The sequence below is a fragment of the Bradyrhizobium sp. AZCC 2230 genome (genome assembly GCF_036924495.1).
GTDB lineage: Bacteria > Pseudomonadota > Alphaproteobacteria > Rhizobiales > Xanthobacteraceae > Bradyrhizobium > Bradyrhizobium rifense.
Map to the genome: position 1 here is coordinate 8,042,468 of NZ_JAZHRS010000001.1, position 21,226 is coordinate 8,063,693.

Here is a 21,226-nt window from a genome sequence, read left to right on the forward strand (position 1 = left end):
ATCCGTCGTCAACGGAAAGAGTTTTTCATGCGAATCGCGATGATCGGCACGGGTTATGTGGGACTGGTGTCCGGAGCCTGCTTTGCGGATTTCGGTCACGACGTCATTTGCGTCGACAAGGACGAGAAGAAGATCGCGGCGCTTCATCGCGGCGAGATTCCGATCTACGAGCCCGGCCTCGACGAGCTGGTCGCGACCAACGTCAAGGCCAAACGCCTCGACTTCACCACCGACCTGTCGAAGCCGGTCGCCGACGCCGATGCCGTGTTCATCGCGGTCGGCACACCCTCGCGTCGCGGCGACGGCCATGCCGATCTCTCCTACGTCTACGCTGCCGCGAAAGAGATCGCGCAGTCGCTGTCCGGCTTCACCGTCGTGGTGACGAAGTCGACGGTTCCGGTCGGCACCGGCGACGAGGTCGAGCGCATCATCCGCGACGCCAATCCCAAGGCCGACGTCGTCGTCGCCTCCAATCCGGAGTTCCTGCGCGAGGGCGCTGCGATCCGCGACTTCAAATTCCCCGATCGCGTCGTCGTCGGCACGTCCGACGAGCGCGGCCGCAAGGTGATGGGCGACATCTATCGTCCGCTGTCGCTGAACCAGGCGCCGCTGATGTTCACGGAACGTCGTACTGCGGAGATGATCAAATACGCCGCGAACGCGTTCCTCGCGACCAAGATCACTTTCATCAACGAGATCGCCGACCTCTCGGAAAAGGTCGGCGCCAACGTGCAGGAAGTCGCGCGCGGCATTGGCCTGGACAACCGTATCGGCACAAAATTCCTGCACGCCGGCCCGGGCTTCGGCGGCTCCTGCTTCCCGAAGGACACCAAGGCGCTGATCAAGATCGCGCAGGATTACGACGTGAGCTTGCGCATCGTCGAATCCGTGCTGGCGGTCAACGAGAACCGCAAGCGCGCGATGGCGCGGAAAGTAAGCCAGGCGCTCGGCGGTTCCTTGCGCGGCAAGACCATTGCCGTGCTTGGCCTCACCTTCAAGCCCGACACCGACGACATGCGCGATGCGCCGTCGATCCCGCTCGTGACCGGCCTGATCGACATGGGCGCGAAGGTGAAGGCGTTCGATCCCGTCGGCATGGAGCAGGCCAAAAGCGAGCTGCCGAACATCACTTATTCCGAGGATGCGTATTCTTGCGCACAAGGCGCCGATGCAATCGTCATCGTCACCGAATGGGTGCAGTTCCGCGCGCTCGATCTCGACCGGCTGAAGAGCGTCATGGCGCAACCCGTCGTCGTCGACCTCCGCAACATCTACCGCCCCGAAGAGATGGCCGAAGCCGGCTTCGTCTATGAGAGCATCGGACGGTCGTCCCGAGCCTGACGGATCATGTCGAGCTGATGATCGCCCGCCTCATCGTGAGGCGGGCGAAGTCGTTTCTGATGCGATATGATCCAGGCGGGCCTGCCGTTCTGGAGATTGCCATGACCGACGACACCCACACGATCCGAGTTGGCGGGCTCTCCGCGACCATCAAGGTACACGGTGCCGAGATGTGCTCGCTCAAGCACAAGGACGGCACCGAATTCGTCTGGCAGGCAGGTCCCGCCTGGACCCGCCACGCACCGCTGCTGTTTCCGATCGTCGGGCGCCTTGCCAATGACGAGATGCGGCACCGGGGCAAGACCTACCGGATGACCCAGCATGGCTTTGCGCGCGACAGCCGTTTCGCCTGGGCGGAGCGTGGCGAGAGCCGTTGCGCGCTCGTGCTCGAAGACAACGAGGCGACGCGCGCGCGCTATCCGTTCGCGTTTCGGTTGACGGCGGCCTATGCGCTCGACGAGTCCGGTCTCGATCTCTCGCTCACGGTCGCCAACACCGGCAAGGAGACATTGCCGGCGTCGCTCGGAGGCCATCCCGCTTTCAACTGGCCGCTTCAGGCAGGCGTGCCGAAGGAGAGCTACGCGCTCACGTTCACGAACGAGGAGCCGTCTCCGGTTCGCCGTGTCGAGGGCGGACTCCTGCTCGCGGCAACGGATCCGAGCCCCGTCCGAGGCACTGTGCTTCCCCTGTCGGAAGCACTGTTCCACAACGACGCCGTCATCCTCGATCCCGTCAACAGCCATGGGGTCCGCTATGCCGCCACGGATGGCACCGGGCCCTGGCTCAAAATGTCATGGCGTGGCTTTCGCGAGCTCGGTGTCTGGTCGAAACCGTCAGGCGCGCCTTTTCTTTGCATCGAACCCTGGTGTGGCTATGCCAGTCCCAAAGAGTTCGACGGCGCATTCAGCGACAAGCCGGGCCTGATGCACATCGCGCCCGGGGCGGAGGAGCAGTTGTCGTTCCGGGTCGAGGTGGGAACGTCCTGACATCGTTCACGCGCCCGCGGCTAGTGCCAGGCGCGGCCGAAGCGGGTCGCGCGGACCGGGCTCGCGCATCGATGCGCTCAGTGAGAAGTGTGGGCCAATTCATACTTAATACGTCAATACCGTGACCTATATTGTTTAGGCGACACAACACGCCTAGTATTGGGGCAGGCAATTCGGGGGCTCGAATAAGCCGTGAATGTTCGTTCACACGACAACGCATCACGTAGCGACTCGAATTTTCGAGCCGGGTCAAACGCACACAGGACATCCAACATCGTGGCTGATTCCGCACTTCAGGAATTGCGTCCTATTGGGCGCGAGCGATTGATCGTGGTCGAAGACGATCCGGTGATCCGGACGATGCTGGTCGGTTATTTCAGCGAGAACAATTTCGACGTGGTCGGCGCCGGCACCTGCGCGGAATGTCGCCAGGCGCTGCGCGCGCGCACCGACCTCGTCTTCCTCGACGTGCAGTTGCCCGACGGCGACGGCTTCGAGCTCGCCAAGGAGATCCAGGCGACCAGCAATGCGGGCATCATCTTCGTGACCCGCCGTGACACCGACGTCGATCGCATTCTCGGTCTCGAGATCGCCGGCGATCATTACGTCACCAAGCCGATCAATCTGCGCGAGCTGCTGGCGCGTGCGCGCAGCGTGCTGCGGCGCCGCTCGATCGACCGCAAGGCGGCGCGTAACCACAATTCGATCGCCTTCGGCGACTGGATCATCGACCTGACGCGGCGCGAGCTGCTCGGCAGCGACGGCAAGCCGGTGGCGCTGACGCGCGCCGAGTTCGATCTGCTTGCCGCGCTTGTCGGTGCGGACGGACGGCCGCTCAGCCGCGACTATCTGATCGAGGTCGTCAGCAACCGCCAGGCCGAGGTCGACATCCGCACGGTCGATGCGCTGGTGGCGCGGCTGCGCCGCAAGCTCGTCGGCAGCGGCACGCCTGTCATCGCCACCGTCACCGGTGTCGGCTACAAGCTCGCGCTCAGCGAGCGGCTCTAGTCTCATCAGCTCCGCGCAAGGCGAAGTTCCGCACGCAGCCATACGCATCGGCGTACGGGTTGTGCTCAACTATTCTTGAAATGTAAGGTGGCTCACACGCCTCGCTCCGCGATCGGATCATCGTTCGCGCCGTCGCTACTGGTCGCATCCCGCGTCCAGATCGATCCACCGATGTGCAGGAGGCAACATGAGCGACGATACAAGCAGGGAAGAGATCGTCCGCAAGTTCCTGGGGTCGAAGGTGTTCGACTTCAATGCCTTCGGGAAATTCGTCGCCGAGAACGGCGCCAGCATTGCGAGTGCCAGCGAAAGCGAGTTCGGCTTCGTCGTCGGCAACCGCTTCATCCGCTACTGCATCCCGCCGGTGCTGGAAGTGGAGCAGGCGGGCAACCCCGCCGCTATCCGCACCGAGGTCACCGGTCGCTGACACGGCCCTAGCGCTCCGGCGCGGCCACGATCTCGCTTTGGTCCATCAGCTCCCTCCCTCTCCATCTCGTGAGGCGCCTATGCCAAATCCACAGGATCGGACCGCCGCGCCGGATTGCGACCGCATTGCGGCTACCGCCGCGTTCGCCGCGGAGGCCGGTCAAGATCTCCGACGACGGCTGCACCTCGCCTTGCGCATCGCCGAGCGGACGCTCCAGTTTCTCGGCAAGGACGGGTTCGACGGTGCAGAGGTCCCGGATGGAAATTTTGCCGCGGAAAAGCCGCTCGCCGAGACAGCGATGCTGCTCTATGTGGCCGCGCGCCACGCGCCCGATGCGGGCACGGAGGCGCTGCTGCGAGATCTCGTGCCCTATGCGCGTTCGCAACAGATGCGCTGGGACGTCGTACGCTATCCGTCGGTCTGCCTCCAGCTTGCGACGCCACACATCCTGCTGAGTGCGCTCGGCCATGCCGACCCGGACTTCGACGACCTGCTGGCGCTAAGCTGGTCGGCGTCCGCGCGGGCGGGGCACGAAGTGGTGCCGTACCGCGAGCTCGAGCTGCTCTGGCTGCATTCGCTGTGGCGCAACGAGGAGCCGGGCCTTGCATGCGAGCAGATCGCGCGCAAGACCGCGCTCGGAAACCCGATCGATCTGTTGAACGGCACACGCGATGACGCCTACGCGCACACCCATGCCGCGATGTATGCCACCGATTTCGGGGACTGGCAGGTGAGGTTGCCGCGCTCGTGCGACGAAGTTCTCGACGAGGCGGGGTCCGTGCTCGCCCGCGCGCTCGTCATCGAGGACTATGACCTCGCGGCTGAGGCGCTGATGGCGTGGCCGCTATTGTCGTCGAGCTGGAGTCCGGGCGCTGCCTTCGGCTTTCGCGTCGTCGCCTCGCTGGAGGACAAGGTTGGATTTCTTCCCGCCGGCCGTTCGACGTCGAGCCAGATCCAGCGGCTGAACGGGCACGACAAGACCAGATGTGCGCTCGCGACATCCTATCACACGGCTTACGTCATGGGCATGTTGTGCGCGGTGTCGCTCAAGGACGGCATGGCGTCGCCCTTCGAGATCGCCGGCGCCGCATACCCGATGGATCTCGTCGAGACGCTGCATGCCCTGATACCCAGGACGGGCGCGCATTGGGAGGATGTCTTCCAGTTGCTGGACCCGTGCGAGCAGACGGCGCTCGCGCCGTTTCTGCTCGACGTCGCACTGATGCGCTCGAGCCGGAGCGGCGACGCCGCACGGATGATGCATCTGCTGCAAACGGCCGTCACCCACGGCATGGCGAACACCACGCTGTGCAGCCAGGCCGCCGAGTATCTCTCGAGACTGGGTGCGCTGGTGAGGTGACCGCGCGCGGGCCTATCGAGTTCCGCTCAGCTGGTCGTCGACCGCGTAGAGTGTGCAGGTCAGCGACCATTTCATGCAGGCCGCGAGCGAATCGCGTTGCGCATCGTCCACGGTGGTGCGTCCCGAGCGCCAGCCGTAACCGCCATTGGGCGACACCGCAAAAGCCTTGTGTGGCGTGGTGCTGGCGAGATAGCGCGCGAACTCGGCCTTCGCCGCGTCACTGAAATGGCCCGGTGGCGGTATCGGATCGGGCGGGCTCAGAATGTCGTGGGCGAGCCCGCGCTCGCGCAGGAACGCGTCGAGATAAGGCGTCCATTGCGGGCGGCCCGCCACGGAATAGAGATAGTGACCGTCGTCGCCGTAAGGCGGTGCCGAGACGAATTTCGCGTTGCCGCCGCCGGCGCGAAAACCTGCATAGAGGCGGTGCGCCAGATCAGCGCCGAAGTACAGATCGTTGGTCGCGTAGACCCACAGCATCGGTATCCGCGAGGTCTTGCCGAAGCTGGCGAAGGCCTGCACCAGCCCCTCCTCGTTGCAGACGTCCTCGTCCTCGTCGCGCGAGCCGCGGCCGCCGGCGAAGCTGATCGCGGCGATGAGACCGGCCGGAGGCTGTGCGGTCAGCGCGACGGTGGCGAGCCCGCCGGCGGAATGGCCGGCCGCGATCATGCCCGTCGTGGTGACGTCGGCCCGGCGCGCCATCGCGTCGATCGCCGCGCGCAAATCCGCGACCGCAATTGCGGCCGCCGGCAAGTAAGCGGCGTTGGCGCAGCCGCCGACGCTGTCGATGCGCCCACCGGGCGAGGTGCCGTAGCCGCGCCGCATCACGATCAGGGCGGCGAAACCGCGGCGCGCATATTCCAGTGCGATGCCGTAATATCCGTGCGCATTCATCGTCGCGCGATCGGCAAAGCTGCGCGGCGTGCCGTGGCTGAGCAGCGCGAGCGGATAGCGCTTGGTCCCGGCGGGACGGACCAGGAACGCCTCCAGCCCCTGCGGCCCGGCCTCCGCCATCGGGATGCGCAGGTCCTCGGTGTAGAACTGGCCGGCGCGCGCCGGCGTAAAGGCCATGGCAAGTGAGCCGATCAGCAAAACCAAGAGCCTGTGAAACAGCGCCATGAGCCGACTCGAAAAGATTGGTCAAAAGAAGACCATAGCACGATCTCAGGAACAGCTCGCCCATCGCGCGTGTTGTGGTTTGGCGCTAGCCCGGCCGATGCTATGGTGTGGCGCAATCTCTACGACAGGACGAGGATATTTCAGTGGCTGATGTTCATCCCGCGGCGGGCAAGCTGGCTTCGCCGAACACGCTCGCCAACATTCCGCGGCTCGTGACGGCCTATTTCGCCAACAAACCAGATGCAGCGGACCCGGCGCAGCGGGTGGCGTTCGGCACATCCGGCCATCGCGGCACCTCGTTCAAGAACTCGTTCAACGAGGGCCACATCCTCGCGACCACGCAGGCCATCTGCGACTACAGACAGGAAAAGGGGCTGACCGGTCCGCTTTTCATCGGCATCGACACCCATGCGCTGGCCGAGCCGGCGCTTGCGAGTGCGGTGGAGGTGTTCGCGGCCAACGGCGTCGAGGTGATGATCGACAAGGACGGCGGCTACACGCCGACACCTGTCATCTCGCACGCGATCCTCACCTACAACAAGGGCCGCACGTCGGGTCTCGCCGACGGCGTCGTCGTCACGCCCTCGCACAATCCTCCCGAAGACGGCGGCTACAAATACAATCCGCCGCATGGCGGCCCGGCCGACACCGACGTCACGGGCGTCGTCGAGAAGCGCGCCAACGCCTATCTCGCCGACGGGCTGAAGGGCGTGAAGCGCATCGACTATGCCAGGGCGCTGAAGTCGTCGAACGTTCACGCCTACGATTACATCACGCCTTACGTCGCCGACCTCGGCAATGTCGTCGATCTCGAGCTGGTCAAATCCGCCGGCATCAATATCGGCATCGACCCGCTCGGTGGCGCCGCCGTGCATTACTGGCATCCGATCATCGAGCGCTACGGCCTCAAGGCCACCGTCGTGAACGAGGCGATCGACCCGACCTTCCGTTTCATGACCGTGGACTGGGACGGCAAGATCCGCATGGACTGCTCCTCGCCTTACGCCATGGCGAGCCTGATCGCGATGCGCGACCGCTTCGACGTCGCTTTTGCCAACGACACCGACGCCGATCGCCACGGCATCGTCACGCGCACCGGCGGGTTGATGAACCCGAACCATTATCTCGCGACCGCGATCTCCTATCTGTTCGCGCACCGCCCGAACTGGGGCAAGGACGCTGCGATCGGCAAGACGGTGGTGTCGAGCTCGATCATCGACCGCGTCGCCAAGAAACTCGGCCGCAAGCTGGTGGAGACGCCGGTCGGCTTCAAATGGTTTGTCGACGGTCTCGTCAGCGGCGGCTTCGGCTTCGGCGGCGAGGAGAGTGCAGGGGCCTCGTTCCTGCGCCGCGACGGCAAGGTGTGGACCACCGACAAGGACGGCATCATCCTCGGCCTGCTCGCCGCCGAGATCATGGCCAAGACCGGCCGCGATCCGAGCCAGCTGTTTGGCGATCTCACCGCCGAGCTCGGCGTGCCCCATTATGCGCGCATCGACGTCGCCGCGACCACGCCGCAGAAGAACATTTTGAAGTCTGTCACGCCGGAGCAGCTCGGCTTGAAGGATCTCGCCGGCGATCCGGTACGCTCTACTCTCAGCAAGGCGCCCGGCAACGGCCAGCCTTTCGGCGGCATCAAGGTCGAGACCGATTTCGGCTGGTTCGCGGCAAGGCCGTCGGGGACGGAGGACGTCTACAAGATCTACGCGGAAAGCTTCCGCAGCACCGAGCACCTGAAGCGGATTCAGGAAGAGGCCCAGGCCGGGCTGAAGAAGGTGTTTGGGCCGTAGGCTCTCTTACCCTCCCCTTGAGGGTCCCTTGAGGGGGAGGGTCGATCGCGCGTAGCGCGAGCGGGGTGGGGGTGACGGTCCCTCCGCGATGAACAGTGCCCGTGTGGAGAGATCACCCCACCCCGGCGCTTCGCGCCGACCCTCCCCCTCCAGGGGAGGGTGCAGCAGGCGCTTCATTCTGTATACATAATATACAATAAAGGTACTATAGGAAGGTTAGTTTAGGCCTTGAACGATTCTATCCCCCCGCTATTGTATACATAACGCATACATAAGCCCTGGGAGATCGCCGGTGACAAAACCTTTCCCCATGAACGCCTGGTACGCCGCCGCCTGGGACGCCGACGTCAAGCCGGCGCTGTTGCCGCGGACGATCTGCGGCAAGCACATCGTGATGTACCGCAAGGCCGATGGTTCGGTGACAGCTCTTGAGGACGCCTGCTGGCATCGTCTGGTGCCGCTGTCCAAGGGCCGGCTCGAAGGCGATACCGTCGTCTGCGGCTATCACGGCCTGAAATACAATGCGCAGGGCCGCTGCACCTTCATGCCCTCGCAGGAGACCATCAATCCATCGGCCTGCGTGCGCGCCTATCCCGTGGTCGAGCGCCATCGCTACATCTGGCTCTGGATGGGCGACCCTGCGCTCGCCGATCCCGCGCTGGTGCCCGACATGCACTGGAATCACGATCCGGCCTGGGCCGGCGACGGCAAGACCATCCGCGTCAATTGCGACTACCGCCTGGTGCTCGACAATCTCATGGACCTCACCCACGAGACCTTTGTGCACGGCTCCTCCATCGGCAACGATGCGGTTGCGGAAGCGCCGTTCGACGTCACCCATGGCGAGAAGACGGTGACGGTGACGCGCTGGATGCGCGGCATCGAGGCGCCGCCGTTCTGGGCCAAGCAACTGGGCCAAACCGGCCTGGTCGACCGCTGGCAGATCATCCGCTTCGAGGCGCCCTGCACCATCGCCATCGACGTCGGCGTGGCGCCGACCGGCACCGGCGCGCCCGAAGGCGACCGCTCGCAGGGCGTCAACGGCTTCGTGCTCAACACCATCACGCCGGAAACCGACAAGACCTGCCACTATTTCTGGGCGTTCGTGCGCAACTATCAGATCGGCGAGCAGCGCATCACCACCGAGATCCGCGACGGCGTCTCCGGCATTTTTCACGAGGACGAGCTGATCCTGGAAGCGCAGCAGCGCGCGATGGACGAAAACCCGGATCGCATCTTCTACAACCTCAACATCGACGCCGGCGCGATGTGGACGCGCAAGCTGATCGACAAGATGGTGGCAAAGGAAAACCCGCCGACGCATCTCCAGGCCGCGGAGTAGGGCAGGTGAAAGCAGCGCCCGAGCGTGAGGTCGACCGCTCCGTCTCGCAGACCGTGAAGGCGCAGCTCGCGCTGCGCGACCAGATCCTGTCGGGCGCGTTACGCCCGGGCGAGCGCATCTCCGAGCTTCAGGCGGTGGAGACCACCGGCGCCTCGCGCACGCCGGTGCGCATGGCGCTGGTGCGGCTGGAGGAGGAGGGCCTGCTGGAGGCGATCCCCTCCGGCGGCTTCATGGTGAAGGCGTTTTCGGAGCGCGACATCTCCGATTCCATCGAGCTGCGCGGCACGCTGGAAGGCCTCGCCGCGCGCTTCGCCGCCGAGCGCGGCGTCTCCGCGCGCGAGCTCGAGCCGCTGAAGGAGTGTCTTGCCGCGATCGACGAGCTGCTGCGGCAGGTGCCGATCTCGATCGAATCCTTCTCGTCCTATGTTGCGCTCAACGCGCGCTTCCACGCTCTGCTCACCGAATTGTCGCGCAGCCCGCCGCTGGTCCGCCAGATCGACCGTGCCTCGGCGCTGCCGTTCGCCTCGCCCAGCGGCTTTGTGATGGCGCAATCGGCACTGCCCGAGGCGCAGCAGATTTTGATCATCGGGCAGGAGCACCACCGCGTCGTCATCGACGCCATCGAGAACCGCGAGGGCGCACGCGCCGAAGCCGTGATGCGCGAGCATGCGCGGCTCGCGGTACGAAACCTGCGACTGGCGTTGCGCAACCGCACCCATCTCGATCTCTTGCCGGCGCTCGCGCTGCTCAAGACCGCAACCGATTGAGGGCACCATGCGCTTCGTCGAAACCTGGATTCCGGCCACGCTCGTTGCGACCCGCGATCTTTCGCCCGGCATCCGCGAATTCCTGATCCGGCCGGACCAGTTCGATGGCGCCGGCTATCCGGTCGGCAGCCACATCAATGTCAGCGTCACCATCGGCGGCCAGCCCGAGACGCGGTCCTACTCGCTGGTCGGCGAGGCTTCGTCGGCTGGCTTCAGAATCGCGGTGCGCCGCACCGAGGATTCCCGCGGCGGCTCGCGCTACATGTGGCAGCTCGCGCCGGGCGCGCGGCTCGACATCACGCGGCCCGCTTCGCTCGTCGCCGTCGACTGGGCGCGCGAAAATTATTGCCTGATCGCCGGCGGCATCGGCATCACCCCGATCCTCGGTGCCGCGCAGGCGCTGGCGCGCCGCGGCGCAAACGTCGTCCTTCACTACGCCGTGCGCGGGCGCGCTGATGCGGCCTATCTCGATGATCTCTCAAGCCTGCTCGGTGACCGCCTGGTCGTCCATGCCAGCCACGAAGGCAAGCGCCTTGACCTCGACGCGCTGTTCGCATCATTGCCGAAGGGCACCTTGACGTTGTTCTGTGGCCCGATGCGGATGCTCGATGCCGCCCGCCATGCCTGGATCGGCGCCGGCCATCCGCTTCCCGATCTCCGTTACGAGACCTTCGGCTCCAGCGGCACGCTGCCGACCGAGACGTTCCGCGTGCGCCTGAAGGGCTCCGATGTCGAGCTCGAAATCCCGCGCGAGCGCTCGATGCTGGATGTCCTCAACGCCAGCGGACACGAGGTGATGTACGACTGCAAGCGCGGCGAATGCGGCCTCTGCGCCATCGACGTCGTCGATGTCCAGGGCGAGATCGACCACCGCGACGTCTTCTTCAGCGATCACCAGAAGCAAAGTAACGAAAAGATCTGCGTCTGCGTTTCGCGCGCGCGAGGCACGATCACGGTGGACACGCTGCTGCGAGCGGATGCGGTTTGAGGCAGCCTACGCCGCAAAAATCGCTCGCAGCTTCTTCGAGTGGAGCAGCGCCTGCACGCCGTCGGCCGACACCGGCCGGCCAATCAGATAGCCCTGCACCTCGTCGCAAGCGATCTGCCTGAGATATTCGAGCTGGTCGGCGGTCTCGACGCCTTCGGCGACGACGTCGATGTTGAGGTCGCGCGCCAGCGAGATCACCGATTTCACGATCGCGGCGCAGTCCGGCTGCACCAGCATGTCGCGGATGAAGGACTGGTCGATCTTGATGCGGCTGAACGGCAGCTTGCGCAGGTAGGTCAGCGACGAGAAGCCGGTGCCGAAATCATCTAGCGCCACCGTGGCACCTAACTCCAGCAGCGCATTCAGGATCGATGCCGCCGAGTCGTATTTCGACAGCAGCATCGATTCCGTGATCTCGATCTCGAGCCGGTGCGGGGCAACCCTGGCGTCGGCCAGCGCCTGCACGATGGTCTGGAGAATGCTCGCGTTGTGAAACTGCGCCGCCGAGAAATTCACGGCGACCCTGATGTCGTCCGGCCAGTCGGCGAGCGTCGCGCAGGCGCGGCGGATCACCCATTCGCCGATCTCGTGGATCAGCCCGGTCTCTTCGGCGATCGGGATGAACTCGCTCGGCGGCACCAGCCCGCGCGAGGGATGCTGCCAGCGCAGCAGCGCCTCGAAACCGGTGATGCGGTTGTTGCCGAGATCGAGGAACGGCTGGAACACCAGAAACAGTTCGTCGCGCGCGACGGCGCCAGCGAGATCGCACTGCAGCGCCTTGCGGTCGCGCGAGGCCTTGTCGTCGGCTTCCTCGAAGAAGCAGATCGTGCCGGGCCCGGCCTTCTTGGCGCGATAGAGCGCGGCATCCGCATTCTTCATGATGTCGAGCGGCGTGTTGCCGTCGCGCGGCGCCAGCACGATGCCGACGCTGGTGGCGCCGACGATCTCGCAGCCCTCGATCAGGAACGGCTCGGAGAAGGCGGCGACGAAGCGTTCGGCGATCTCGAGCGCATCTTCGGGGCGGACCAGATTGGCCATCACCAACGCGAATTCGTCACCGCCGATGCGCGCGACATGCTCGGCCGCGCGGGTGCAGCGCTGCAGCCGGCTTGCGACCTGGACCAGAAATTCGTCGCCGGCGGGATGGCCGAAGCGGTCGTTGACCTCCTTGAAGCGATCGAGGTCGAGCAGCAGCACGGCGAACTCTTCGCCGGACAAAGCGAGGCGCTTGAGCGCGCCATCGAGCGTCTCGTTGAAGGCGACGCGGTTGGGCAAATGGGTGAGGGGATCCTGCCGGACGATGCGCTCGGCTTCGATCTGCCGGATCACGCGCCGGGCGAAGGCGAAGGAATTGACGAACACGGCGCGCAGCAGCACGGTGCCGTAGACCAACACCAGCACGGCCATCAGCACATAGGCGGGATCGCCGTCCTGGCCGAGGCAGATCGCGATGCCGACGAAGATCGGAGTCGTGAACGCAATCGCCGCGATCGGGATGGTGGCGAAGGCCAGCGCGCCGCCGGCCAGCATGCCGGAGCAGAGGCAGGTGATGACGAGCTGGCCGCCCGTCGCGGCGTTGGCGAAGAACGCGACCGGGACGATGCCCCAGGCGGCACCGAGCACGAAGGCATTGCGCACCAGCCGGTGCATGGCGCGGCGCGAGACGAATTGCGGTTTGGTGATGCGCCGCGAGGCATGCGATTGCAGGCCGAACACGATCGCCGCGCCGGCCACGATCACGGCCCAGGCCAGCGCAAACTTCCAGTCCGGCGAACGCCACAGCGCGACCGCGAGCACGGCGGCGTTGCAGGCATTGGCCAGCATGATGCCGACGGAATAACCGAGCACCAGTGACATCTGTTCGGCGCGGATATGTCCGGCGACGGCTTCGTCGGTTGCAGGACCGCCAAAGGCCGACAGATCGCCGGCAAACAGCCGCACGACATAGTTGGTCAGTTGAGTCCGCATTCCAGGGCCTGCAGCAGCATAGGCCGTTTGTCCGGCTCGATCGGGAGAATTCGCCGTAAAGCTTTGACGAACTATGAATTATCCCCGATCGCCGCAGTTGCCGCGACCACTTCTGCGTGTTCCATCGAGAGTATCGATAACAAATCGATACAAATGCGGCGCCTCGCGTTACGGCTGTAACGGTGGCTTCTGTCATGCCCCGGCTTGACCGGGGCATCCAGTACGCCGCGGCCTATCGGTTCAATCAGAATCGTCTCGGAGTACTGGATCGCCCGGTCAGGCCGGGCGATGACAGCAGTGTCAGACGAGCCCCTGCTCAGCCAGAAACCGCGCGAGCGCACCGGTCTGCTGTGCACCCACGAAGGCGCCAATGTAGCCGTCGGGACGCACCAGCACCCAATCCCCTGATGACACGGTGTAGGCGCTGCGGAAGTGCCCGCTGTCGTCGATGAGCTCTTGGTCCGGGCCGATGCAGTGGATGTGCAGTCCGGTGCGTGCGGGCACGGCGTCACGCTTCACCTGATAGCCGAGCAGCGTCCAGTGCGTCCCCCTGAGCAACTCGAACAGGCGTAGGGGCTGTCCGGCGGCACCGCGGAACGGCGCATCCGGCGCACGATCTCCCGCGACAAGACCTTCCGTGCGCCCTGGCTGTTCCAGAGCCAGCGGCGATCCGGGATAGCCGATGTCGAGTTGCTGCACCTCGCGGCCGCGTCTCAGGTCGCCGCGCTTGGCGGCGTCCAGAAGTTTTGTGGACAATCCGAGCATGCCGGCAGCAACCGGTCGGCGTTCTGCCTCATAGCTGTCGAGCAGAGTTGCGGAAGCACCGCCGATCACGGCTGCGAGTTTCCAGCCGAGATTGTAGGCATCCTGCACGCTGGTATTGAGGCCTTGTCCACCGGTCGGCGGATGAATGTGAGCCGCATCTCCAATCAGAAATGCGCGGCCGTCGCGGTAACGATCGGCAAGGCGCGCGTTCATCTGATAGGCCGAGGCCCAATGCACATTGTGAACGCGGATGTCGTCGCGCCCGCTGCGTTCGGCGATCATCGTCGAAAGCCCCTCGGCCGACAGATCGACCTCGCCTTCGAGCGGGACAGGCGCCTGCAACTGGAAGAGCTCCGTGCCGGCCAATGGACACAGCGCCATCTGGCGATCCATCGCGCCATTGTTGAAGCGGTGCCACGCCGTACGGTCGAGCCCTGTCAGGACGATATCGGCCACCACGGCGCGCACGCCGAGCGTCTTGCCTGGAAAGCCGATATCGAGCGCGTGACGCACGAAGCTGCGGCCACCATCGGCACCGACGAGGTAACGCACCCGCATTGTCTCCTCGCCGGCCGCACCGGAAAGATGCGCAGTCACGCCGTCCTGATCCTGCGCCAGGCCAACCAGCTCGCAGCCGAATTCCACGCGGTGGCCGAGCTCGAGCAGACGCTCGCGCATCACGCCCTCGGTCAGGAATTGCGGGATCATCAGCGCCGTGTGGTAGGGCTCGGCGGGGGTCGGGGCGATGCGCTCGACGACCTCGGACTCGGTGAAGCTGCCGTCGTCGCGGTAGGCGCGCTCCGGCGGGTACAGGCCGCCGGCCGCAACGATGCGGTCGAGGATGCCGAGATCCTCGAAAACCTCCTGGGTTCGCGGCTGGATTCCCTTGCCGCGAGACCCGTGAAACGGACCCTCGCTCTTCTCGATCAGCCGGAAAGAGACGCCCCGCCGGGCGAGATCGATGGCGAGCGTGAGGCCGGCCGCACCCGCGCCGCAGATCAGCACATCCGCCGTGAATTGCTTTGTCATGGGACCCTCAATATGTGTAATATGCACACATTAAGCGGAGGGCCGGCGAGGTGTCAAGAAGGGTGCAAAATACACATATTAAAAAACAGGTGCGATCGCTTCACGGAGCGTTGATCGACATCATCGGCGTCTTCAACCGCCGGCAGGGTGACGAGATGATGATCCGCGAGGCCGGGATATCGCTCGATCGTGCGCTGTTTCCGCTGCTCGTCGGCATCGAGCGGCGTGGTCCGATCGGCGTCGTCGACCTCGCCGATCGCATGGGACGGGACTACACCACGGTCAGCCGGCAGGTCGCGAAACTGGAAGCTCTGGGCCTCATCAAGCGCCACGCCAGCGAAGCGGATCGCCGCGTCAGCGAAGCCACCATTACACCGAGTGGAAAAGCGATGACGGATGCGATCGACCGGGCACGCGAACGGATCGTCGGAGGGATGCTTGCGAGCTGGGACGATCAGGAGATCGAGGATCTCGTGCGCTTGACGCGCAAGCTCGCCGACGCGATGACCGCGCCGGGCGAGGCGGTTTGAAATCGATCAAGAAGGCGCGGTGTTCACCGCCCCATCTGCTTCGGATCGTAATAGAAGCGCTCCTCGATCAGCTGATCGCCCCGCCAGGTCTGCCACGCGATCTCGTCGAGTGTCCGCGTCACACCTTCGGCATTGGTGAAGCTGAACGTCCAGCGCGTCGCGACATGGTCACCCTCGATCAGGCTCGGTCCGACACGGACCGCCTTGACCTCTTTGAAGGCCGCCAGCACGCCGCGCTCCTTGGCAACGAGCTTGTCGCGGCCGACCATCGGCGCGGCGTTGTTCTCGTAGGTCGCGGCATCGGGCGCGCAAAACTGCTCGATCGCTTCGATGAAATCCCCGTCCTCCAGGCGCTTCGCAAAGGCTTCGACGATGTCACGGCTCGGCATGGATCACCTTACGATTAAAACCGACTGCTAGTCGGTAAATACCGACCGGTAGTCGAAAAGTCAACTGGCCGCCCGCTCTGAATTCGATTACAGCATCACGAGATCAGATCGAGTCGCGTCCGCGAAGGAGGTCGGCTCCCTCTCCCGCTTGCGGGGGAGGGTTGGGGTGGGGGTATCTCCGCAATGAAGAACCCCCAAGAGGAGAGAACCCTCACCCGGCGCTTCGCGCCGACCTCTCCCGCAAGCGGGAGAGGTGCAGCGAGCCCGCGGCCCAATCGGTTCAAGTTAATATCCATTTTGCTGTCGAAGGACCCATGGCGAAACAGGCAGAGCGGCGGGCGGCAACATCCGAGGCGATCCTGACGGCGGCGCGCCGGTTGTTCGGGACGCAGGGCTTTGCCGCGACGACGATGGACGAGATCGCGGAAGGGGCCCGCATCGCCAAGGGCGCGGTCTATCATCACTTCAAGACCAAGGAGGCGGTATTCGCCGCGGTGTTCGACCTCGTCTCGCGCGATCTCGTGGTCGAGATCGACGGCGCCGCGCGCACCGAGAAGGACGTGCTGGCCGCGATGGTCGCGGGCACCCAGCATTATTTTGCTGCCACTGCAAAAGGCCCGACCGGCCAGATCATTTTGCGCGACGGGCCGGCCGTGCTCGGCTGGGAGCGCTGGCGCGAGATCGATGCAAAACATTTTGGCGGAAAGATGCCGCGCGCGCTCTCTGTGGCGATGGAAACCGGGCTGATCGCAAAGCAACCGGTCGAGCCGCTGGCACGGCTGCTGCTCGGCGCGGTGACGGAGGCCGCGGTCGCCTGCGCCGGACGCGCCGATATCGCAAGGGCGGGCGCGGAATATGCCCGTGCGTTCAAGTCGCTGGTCGAGGCGCTGCGCCTGCGCGAATGATTATGCTAGTGCAAAATGAGCTATGTGGGCGGTGCTGACGCCGAACTCGGGTCACCTCTCCCGTAGGGAGAGGTCGGACTGCCCCCGGCGATGCGAAGCATCGTCCGGCGCAGTCCGGGTGAGGGGTTATGGTCTCAGCAGCCCGTTGCGGCCCCTCACCCGGATTGCTCACGCGCGCAATTGCGCGCTAAAGCAATCCGACCTCTCCCCGACGGGGAGAGGTGAAGACGGAAACGCCACGCCAACAAGAAGAACAGTAGCGCATGAACGCAAATTCCGCCCTCGCGCCGTCAGATCCCGAATTCGACTACATCATCGTCGGCGCCGGCTCTGCCGGCTGCGTGCTCGCCAACCGCCTGTCGGCGAACGGCAAGCACAGCGTGTTGCTGCTCGAGGCGGGACCTAAGGATTCCAACATCTGGATCCACGTGCCGCTCGGCTACGGAAAGCTGTTCAAGGAAAAGACCGTCAACTGGATGTACCAGACCGAGCCGGAGCCCGAGTTGAAGGGACGGCAGGTGTTCCAGCCGCGTGGAAAAACGCTGGGCGGATCGAGCTCGATCAACGGCCTGCTTTACGTTCGCGGTCAGCACGAGGATTACGATCGCTGGCGCCAGCACGGCAATGCCGGCTGGGGCTATGACGACGTGCTGCCCTATTTCAAGAAGGCCGAGAACCAGACGCGCGGCGCCGACCAATATCACGGCACCGGCGGCCCGCTGCCGGTCTCCAACATGGTCGTGACCGATCCGCTGTCGAAAGGCTTCATCGACGCCGCCGTCGAAACCGGTCTGCCCTACAATCCCGATTTCAACGGCGCCACCCAGGAAGGGGTCGGCCTGTTCCAGACCACCACGCGCAACGGCCGTCGCGCCTCGACAGCCGTGGCCTATCTTGGCCCCGCGAAGACGCGCGGCAATCTCAAGGTCGAAACCGAAGCGCTCGGCCAGCGCGTACTGTTTGAGGGCCGCCGTGCGGTCGGTGTCGAATACCGGCAGGGCGCGAGCGTGCGCCGCGCGCGGGCGCGAAAGGAGATCGTGCTGTCGAGCGGCGCGTACAATTCTCCGCAGCTGTTGCAGCTCTCCGGCGTCGGCCCCGCCGATCTGCTGCGCCAGCACGGCATCGACGTCGTGCTGGACGCGCCGGGCGTCGGCCACGATCTCCAGGACCACATGCAGGTCCGCATCGTGATGCGCTGCTCGCAGAAGATCACGTTGAACGACACCGTCAATCATCCGCTTCGCCGCACGCTCGCCGGCGCGCGCTATGCGCTGTTCCGCAAAGGTTGGCTGACGATTGCGGCCGGCACCGCGGGCGCGTTCTTCAAGACCAATCCGCGGCTCGCTTCGCCCGACATCCAGGTGCACTTCCTGCCGTTCTCGACCGACAAGATGGGGGAGAGGCTGCATGATTTTTCCGGTTTTACGGCGTCGGTGTGCCAGCTCCGGCCGGAGAGCCGGGGTAGTTTGCGCATTAGAAGTGCGGATCCGACCGTGCCGCCGGAGATCCGCATCAACTACATGTCGACCGAGACCGACCGCACCACCAACGTCGAGGGCCTCAAGATCCTGCGCAGGATCCTGAACGCGCCGGCGCTGAAGCCGTTCGTGGTCGGCGAGTACGATCCCGGCGCGAAGGTATCCACGGACGCCGAGCTTTTGGATTATTGCCGCGAGCGCGGCAGCACCATCTACCATCCGACCTCGACCTGTCGTATGGGCAATGACGCGCCCGCGGTGGTCGACCAGCGGCTGAAGGTGAGGGGCCTCGAGGGCTTGCGCGTCGTCGACGGTTCGATCATGCCGGACCTCGTTTCGGGGAACACCAACGCGCCGATCATCATGATCGCGGAGAAGGCGTCCGACATGATATTGGAGGATGCGCAGTAGGCCGCGCCCGTCGACCTCAAGCGAATCCAGGTTCCTTCCGCCGGCCGCGCTGTATCCGCGACGCCCGCCTATGGCGGGCTCCTCACCATGAGGGTGTGATATCTCGCCGCAAAACGCGACCCTCATCCTGAGGGCCCGCCGCAGGCGGGCGTCTCGAAGGACGGCTGCAGGCGAGTTGGTCGCCGCGTCTTTCTTCATATGCGATAGCCCAGTGGGAGGCCGCGTGCATGTGCCGCGGTTGTTTTTGCCAAATTCAATGGCCCTACGCGTTGCATATGATTGCAACCAAAGGTAAGGTTGGTCCAATAATTCAATTTATTTCCATCACGAACTGACAGGGAGGGTGTCATGACGCGCATTCTCAAGATTTATGATTCAGAGGCCGCCACCAAGGCCGGCTCGCCGTTGAAAGTGATCGAGACTTATCCGGCCTTCACCGTCGCCGAAGTGCCGGACAGCGCCGCTGACGACATCAAGCGCAATTATCTGACCGAGGACATCACGGATCAGTACACGCTGCCGGCGGCGGGCGGCATCGACACATCGATGGCGCGCATCAATGCGAAGGGCAAGACAGTGGCCCATCCCGCCTACAAGAAGGCGCCGAGGTTGAGCTCCGGGCCGCATCACTACATCGTGCAGTTCATCGGGCCGATCAAACAGGATTGGCTCAAGGCCGCAAGCAAGGCCGGGGCGGACTTCGTGCAACCCTATGAGGGGTTCTCCTACATCGCGAACATGGCGGCGAAGGACCTCGCAGCCGTCTCGTCGCTGCCCTTCGTGCGCTGGGTCGGCCATCTCCCGTTTTCGGCGCGACTGGCTGCCGACACGATTCCCGGGCCGGGCAAGGCGCTGGGCGAGGGGCTTCCGGAGGTGCCACGCACGCGCATTCGCGCTGGCGTCTATACGGCGCAGTTCTTTCGCGCGACGCAGGCGGCCAAGGCGATCAAGCAGGTCACTAAGCTCGGCTTCGATATCCTCGACAAGCGCAAGGGCTCCGACGTTCTCATCGTGGGGACCAAGCGTACGACGGCCACGGCCGTCGCGCGCCAGCTCGAGCAATTGTCGCGCGTCCACGGCGTGAGCCAGATCACCGAGCGCGCCATTCCGCGCAAGTCGAATGACCGGGCCGCCATTGTCATGGGGACCGCGGCTTCGCTCGGGCATCCGGGCCTGGGTCTCAATGGTGACGGTGAGATCATTGCGGTAGCCGATACCGGACTGGACAGTGGCGACCCGAACAACATGCATCCGGATTTCGTCGGCCGCATCAACTTCATCAAGAGCTATCCCATCACGCGCGACTACAGCAGGTTCATCAAGAATCCCGGCAGCGATGATGGGCCTGCTGATCTCGACAGTGGCCACGGCACGCACACCACCGGTTCGGTTCTTGGCAGCGGCATTGCCAGCTCCAATTTTCAGGGATTGACGGGGCCGGTCCGCGGCCTGTCGTCCGGCGCTCGGCTCGTCTTCCAGGCGATCGAGCAGGAGATGAAATGGAAGAACCCAGCCGATCTGGCGAAAAACGGTCGCTTCCTGCTGTCCGGGATTCCCAACGACCTGACCGTCCTGTTCGGCGATGCCTATGCAAAGGGGGCGCGCATTCACTCGAATTCCTGGGGCGGCGGGAATCCTGGAGAATATGACGAGCAATGCCAGCAGCTGGACAAGTTCGTCTGGAGCAAGCCCGACTTCTGCATCCTCTTTGCTGCAGGCAACGATGGCACGGACGCAGATCGCAATGGCGTGGTTGATCTGGGCAGCGTCACGGCGCCCGGGACCGCGAAAAACTGCATCACCGTTGGCGCGTGCGAGAACAACCGGCCGGAATTCCACATGACCTATGGCGATAGCTGGCCGAAGGACTACCCGGCCCAGCCGCTCAAATCCGCGCAGGTGTCGGACAATCCGGACGACATTGTGGCCTTCAGCAGCCGGGGCCCCACCGCGGACGGACGGATCAAGCCGGACGTCGTGGCGCCCGGGACGTTCATCCTGTCGACACGGTCGCGGATGATCGCCGAGAACAATTTCGGTTGGGCGAGGTTCGACCAGAGCAAGCTGTACATGTATGACGGCGGCACCAGCATGGCGACGCCGCTCACCGCGGGCGCCGTCGGCGTGGTCAGGCAGTATCTGCGCACCAACCGGGGCATCGCCTCGCCATCGGGTGACTTCGGCCGTCTTTCTGAGCGGCGCGGCGTCCTCGTTCGACAACAATCAGGGATACGGCCGGGTCGATCTCGACGCGGTTCTGGCACCGCCAGATCCACTGCGCGTGGACTTTGCGGAGGGACGAGGCCTCCAGACCGGCGAGATGGACCAGCGAACTGTCACCGTGGCGAAGCCGGGCGCTCCGTTGCGGGTCGTGATGGCCTATTCCGATTTTCCGGGGGCGGCGCTCGTCAATAATCTCAACCTGGTCGTGCGGGCACCCGACGGCACGGTTTTCGTCGGAAACAGCGGGCAGCCGGCGGGCGCGTTCGATTCGAAGAACAATGTGGAACTGGTCCATATCGCCCAGGCCGCCGCGGGAAATTACATCGTCCAGGTGATCGCCTCGAACGTCGCCTCGGGTCCGCAACCTTTTGCTCTTGTCGTTCAGGGGGCGATGTGAAATCTG

General features: G+C 64.6%; 18 protein-coding genes. 14 read left to right on the plus strand and 4 right to left on the minus strand.

Going from position 1 to position 21,226, the window contains the following annotated elements:
- The first annotated feature begins 27 nt into the window (after nt 1–27).
- From V1280_RS38295 to V1280_RS38315, 5 genes are all read left to right on the plus strand, one after another.
- A complete protein-coding gene (locus tag V1280_RS38295) occupies nt 28–1,341 on the plus strand; it encodes a UDP-glucose dehydrogenase family protein (RefSeq protein ID WP_334535781.1) in 1,314 nt (437 codons plus the stop codon).
- A 101-nt stretch (nt 1,342–1,442) separates the two neighbouring features.
- Complete coding sequence (locus tag V1280_RS38300; protein ID WP_334535782.1) at nt 1,443–2,327, plus strand: aldose 1-epimerase family protein; 885 nt, start codon at nt 1,443–1,445, stop codon at nt 2,325–2,327.
- Between the two features lie 192 nt (nt 2,328–2,519).
- The gene (locus V1280_RS38305) at nt 2,520–3,335 is read left to right on the plus strand and encodes a response regulator transcription factor (protein WP_334535783.1); all 816 of its coding nucleotides are present in this window, start codon (nt 2,520–2,522) and stop codon (nt 3,333–3,335) included.
- Between the two features lie 187 nt (nt 3,336–3,522).
- Nucleotides 3,523–3,762, plus strand: coding sequence for a hypothetical protein (locus V1280_RS38310; protein WP_334535784.1), 240 nt, complete (start codon nt 3,523–3,525; stop codon nt 3,760–3,762).
- Between the two features lie 79 nt (nt 3,763–3,841).
- Nucleotides 3,842–5,122 carry a DUF6895 family protein gene (locus tag V1280_RS38315; protein WP_334535785.1) on the plus strand — a complete coding sequence of 427 codons (1,281 nt, stop codon included), beginning with the start codon at nt 3,842–3,844 and terminating at the stop codon, nt 5,120–5,122.
- Nucleotides 5,123–5,134: 12 nt separating this feature from the next.
- On the opposite strand, the gene V1280_RS38320 is transcribed toward V1280_RS38315, so the two are convergent.
- Nucleotides 5,135–6,238, minus strand: coding sequence for an alpha/beta hydrolase family protein (locus V1280_RS38320; RefSeq protein WP_334535786.1), 1,104 nt, complete (start codon nt 6,236–6,238; stop codon nt 5,135–5,137).
- A gap of 143 nt (nt 6,239–6,381) precedes the next feature.
- Between V1280_RS38320 and pgm the strand changes: the two genes are divergently transcribed.
- The 4 genes from pgm (at nt 6,382) to V1280_RS38340 (ending at nt 11,125) form a co-directional block, all read left to right on the plus strand.
- Complete coding sequence (gene pgm, locus V1280_RS38325; RefSeq protein WP_334535787.1) at nt 6,382–8,028, plus strand: phosphoglucomutase (alpha-D-glucose-1,6-bisphosphate-dependent); 1,647 nt, start codon at nt 6,382–6,384, stop codon at nt 8,026–8,028.
- A gap of 292 nt (nt 8,029–8,320) precedes the next feature.
- The gene (locus V1280_RS38330; protein ID WP_334535788.1) at nt 8,321–9,370 is read left to right on the plus strand and encodes an aromatic ring-hydroxylating dioxygenase subunit alpha; all 1,050 of its coding nucleotides are present in this window, start codon (nt 8,321–8,323) and stop codon (nt 9,368–9,370) included.
- A 5-nt stretch (nt 9,371–9,375) separates the two neighbouring features.
- Complete coding sequence (locus V1280_RS38335; RefSeq protein ID WP_334535789.1) at nt 9,376–10,137, plus strand: GntR family transcriptional regulator; 762 nt, start codon at nt 9,376–9,378, stop codon at nt 10,135–10,137.
- 7 nt (nt 10,138–10,144) lie between these two features.
- The gene (locus tag V1280_RS38340; RefSeq protein WP_334535790.1) at nt 10,145–11,125 is read left to right on the plus strand and encodes a PDR/VanB family oxidoreductase; all 981 of its coding nucleotides are present in this window, start codon (nt 10,145–10,147) and stop codon (nt 11,123–11,125) included.
- Between the two features lie 6 nt (nt 11,126–11,131).
- On the opposite strand, the gene V1280_RS38345 is transcribed toward V1280_RS38340, so the two are convergent.
- Together V1280_RS38345 and V1280_RS38350 are read right to left on the minus strand one after the other, a co-directional pair.
- The gene (locus tag V1280_RS38345; RefSeq protein WP_334535791.1) at nt 11,132–13,093 is read right to left on the minus strand and encodes a putative bifunctional diguanylate cyclase/phosphodiesterase; all 1,962 of its coding nucleotides are present in this window, start codon (nt 13,091–13,093) and stop codon (nt 11,132–11,134) included.
- 300 nt (nt 13,094–13,393) lie between these two features.
- Nucleotides 13,394–14,887 (minus strand): FAD-dependent oxidoreductase, encoded by a 1,494-nt coding sequence (locus V1280_RS38350; protein ID WP_334535792.1) that lies wholly within the window; start codon nt 14,885–14,887, stop codon nt 13,394–13,396.
- Nucleotides 14,888–14,937: 50 nt separating this feature from the next.
- On the opposite strand from V1280_RS38350, the gene V1280_RS38355 reads away from it, so the two are divergent.
- Nucleotides 14,938–15,417, plus strand: a complete 480-nt coding sequence (locus V1280_RS38355; RefSeq protein WP_442895188.1) for a MarR family winged helix-turn-helix transcriptional regulator — start codon at nt 14,938–14,940, stop codon at nt 15,415–15,417.
- Between the two features lie 23 nt (nt 15,418–15,440).
- Here the strand turns inward: V1280_RS38355 and V1280_RS38360 are convergent, their stop codons facing one another.
- On the minus strand, nt 15,441–15,806 hold the full coding sequence (locus V1280_RS38360; RefSeq protein ID WP_334535793.1) for a nuclear transport factor 2 family protein: 366 nt from the start codon (nt 15,804–15,806) through the stop codon (nt 15,441–15,443).
- Nucleotides 15,807–16,120: 314 nt separating this feature from the next.
- Here V1280_RS38360 and V1280_RS38365 point away from each other — a divergent pair, with 314 nt between their 5' ends.
- The 4 genes from V1280_RS38365 (at nt 16,121) to V1280_RS38380 (ending at nt 21,220) form a co-directional block, all read left to right on the plus strand.
- On the plus strand, nt 16,121–16,711 hold the full coding sequence (locus V1280_RS38365; RefSeq protein WP_334535794.1) for a TetR/AcrR family transcriptional regulator: 591 nt from the start codon (nt 16,121–16,123) through the stop codon (nt 16,709–16,711).
- A gap of 263 nt (nt 16,712–16,974) precedes the next feature.
- Complete coding sequence (locus V1280_RS38370; protein WP_334535795.1) at nt 16,975–18,600, plus strand: GMC family oxidoreductase; 1,626 nt, start codon at nt 16,975–16,977, stop codon at nt 18,598–18,600.
- 348 nt (nt 18,601–18,948) lie between these two features.
- Nucleotides 18,949–21,015: a S8 family serine peptidase gene (locus tag V1280_RS38375; protein ID WP_334535796.1), complete on the plus strand. Its 2,067-nt coding sequence runs from the start codon at nt 18,949–18,951 to the stop codon at nt 21,013–21,015.
- A complete protein-coding gene (locus tag V1280_RS38380) occupies nt 20,975–21,220 on the plus strand; it encodes a hypothetical protein (protein ID WP_334535797.1) in 246 nt (81 codons plus the stop codon). Before V1280_RS38375 ends, V1280_RS38380 begins: the two co-directional genes overlap by 41 nt.
- Nucleotides 21,221–21,226 lie beyond the last annotated feature (6 nt).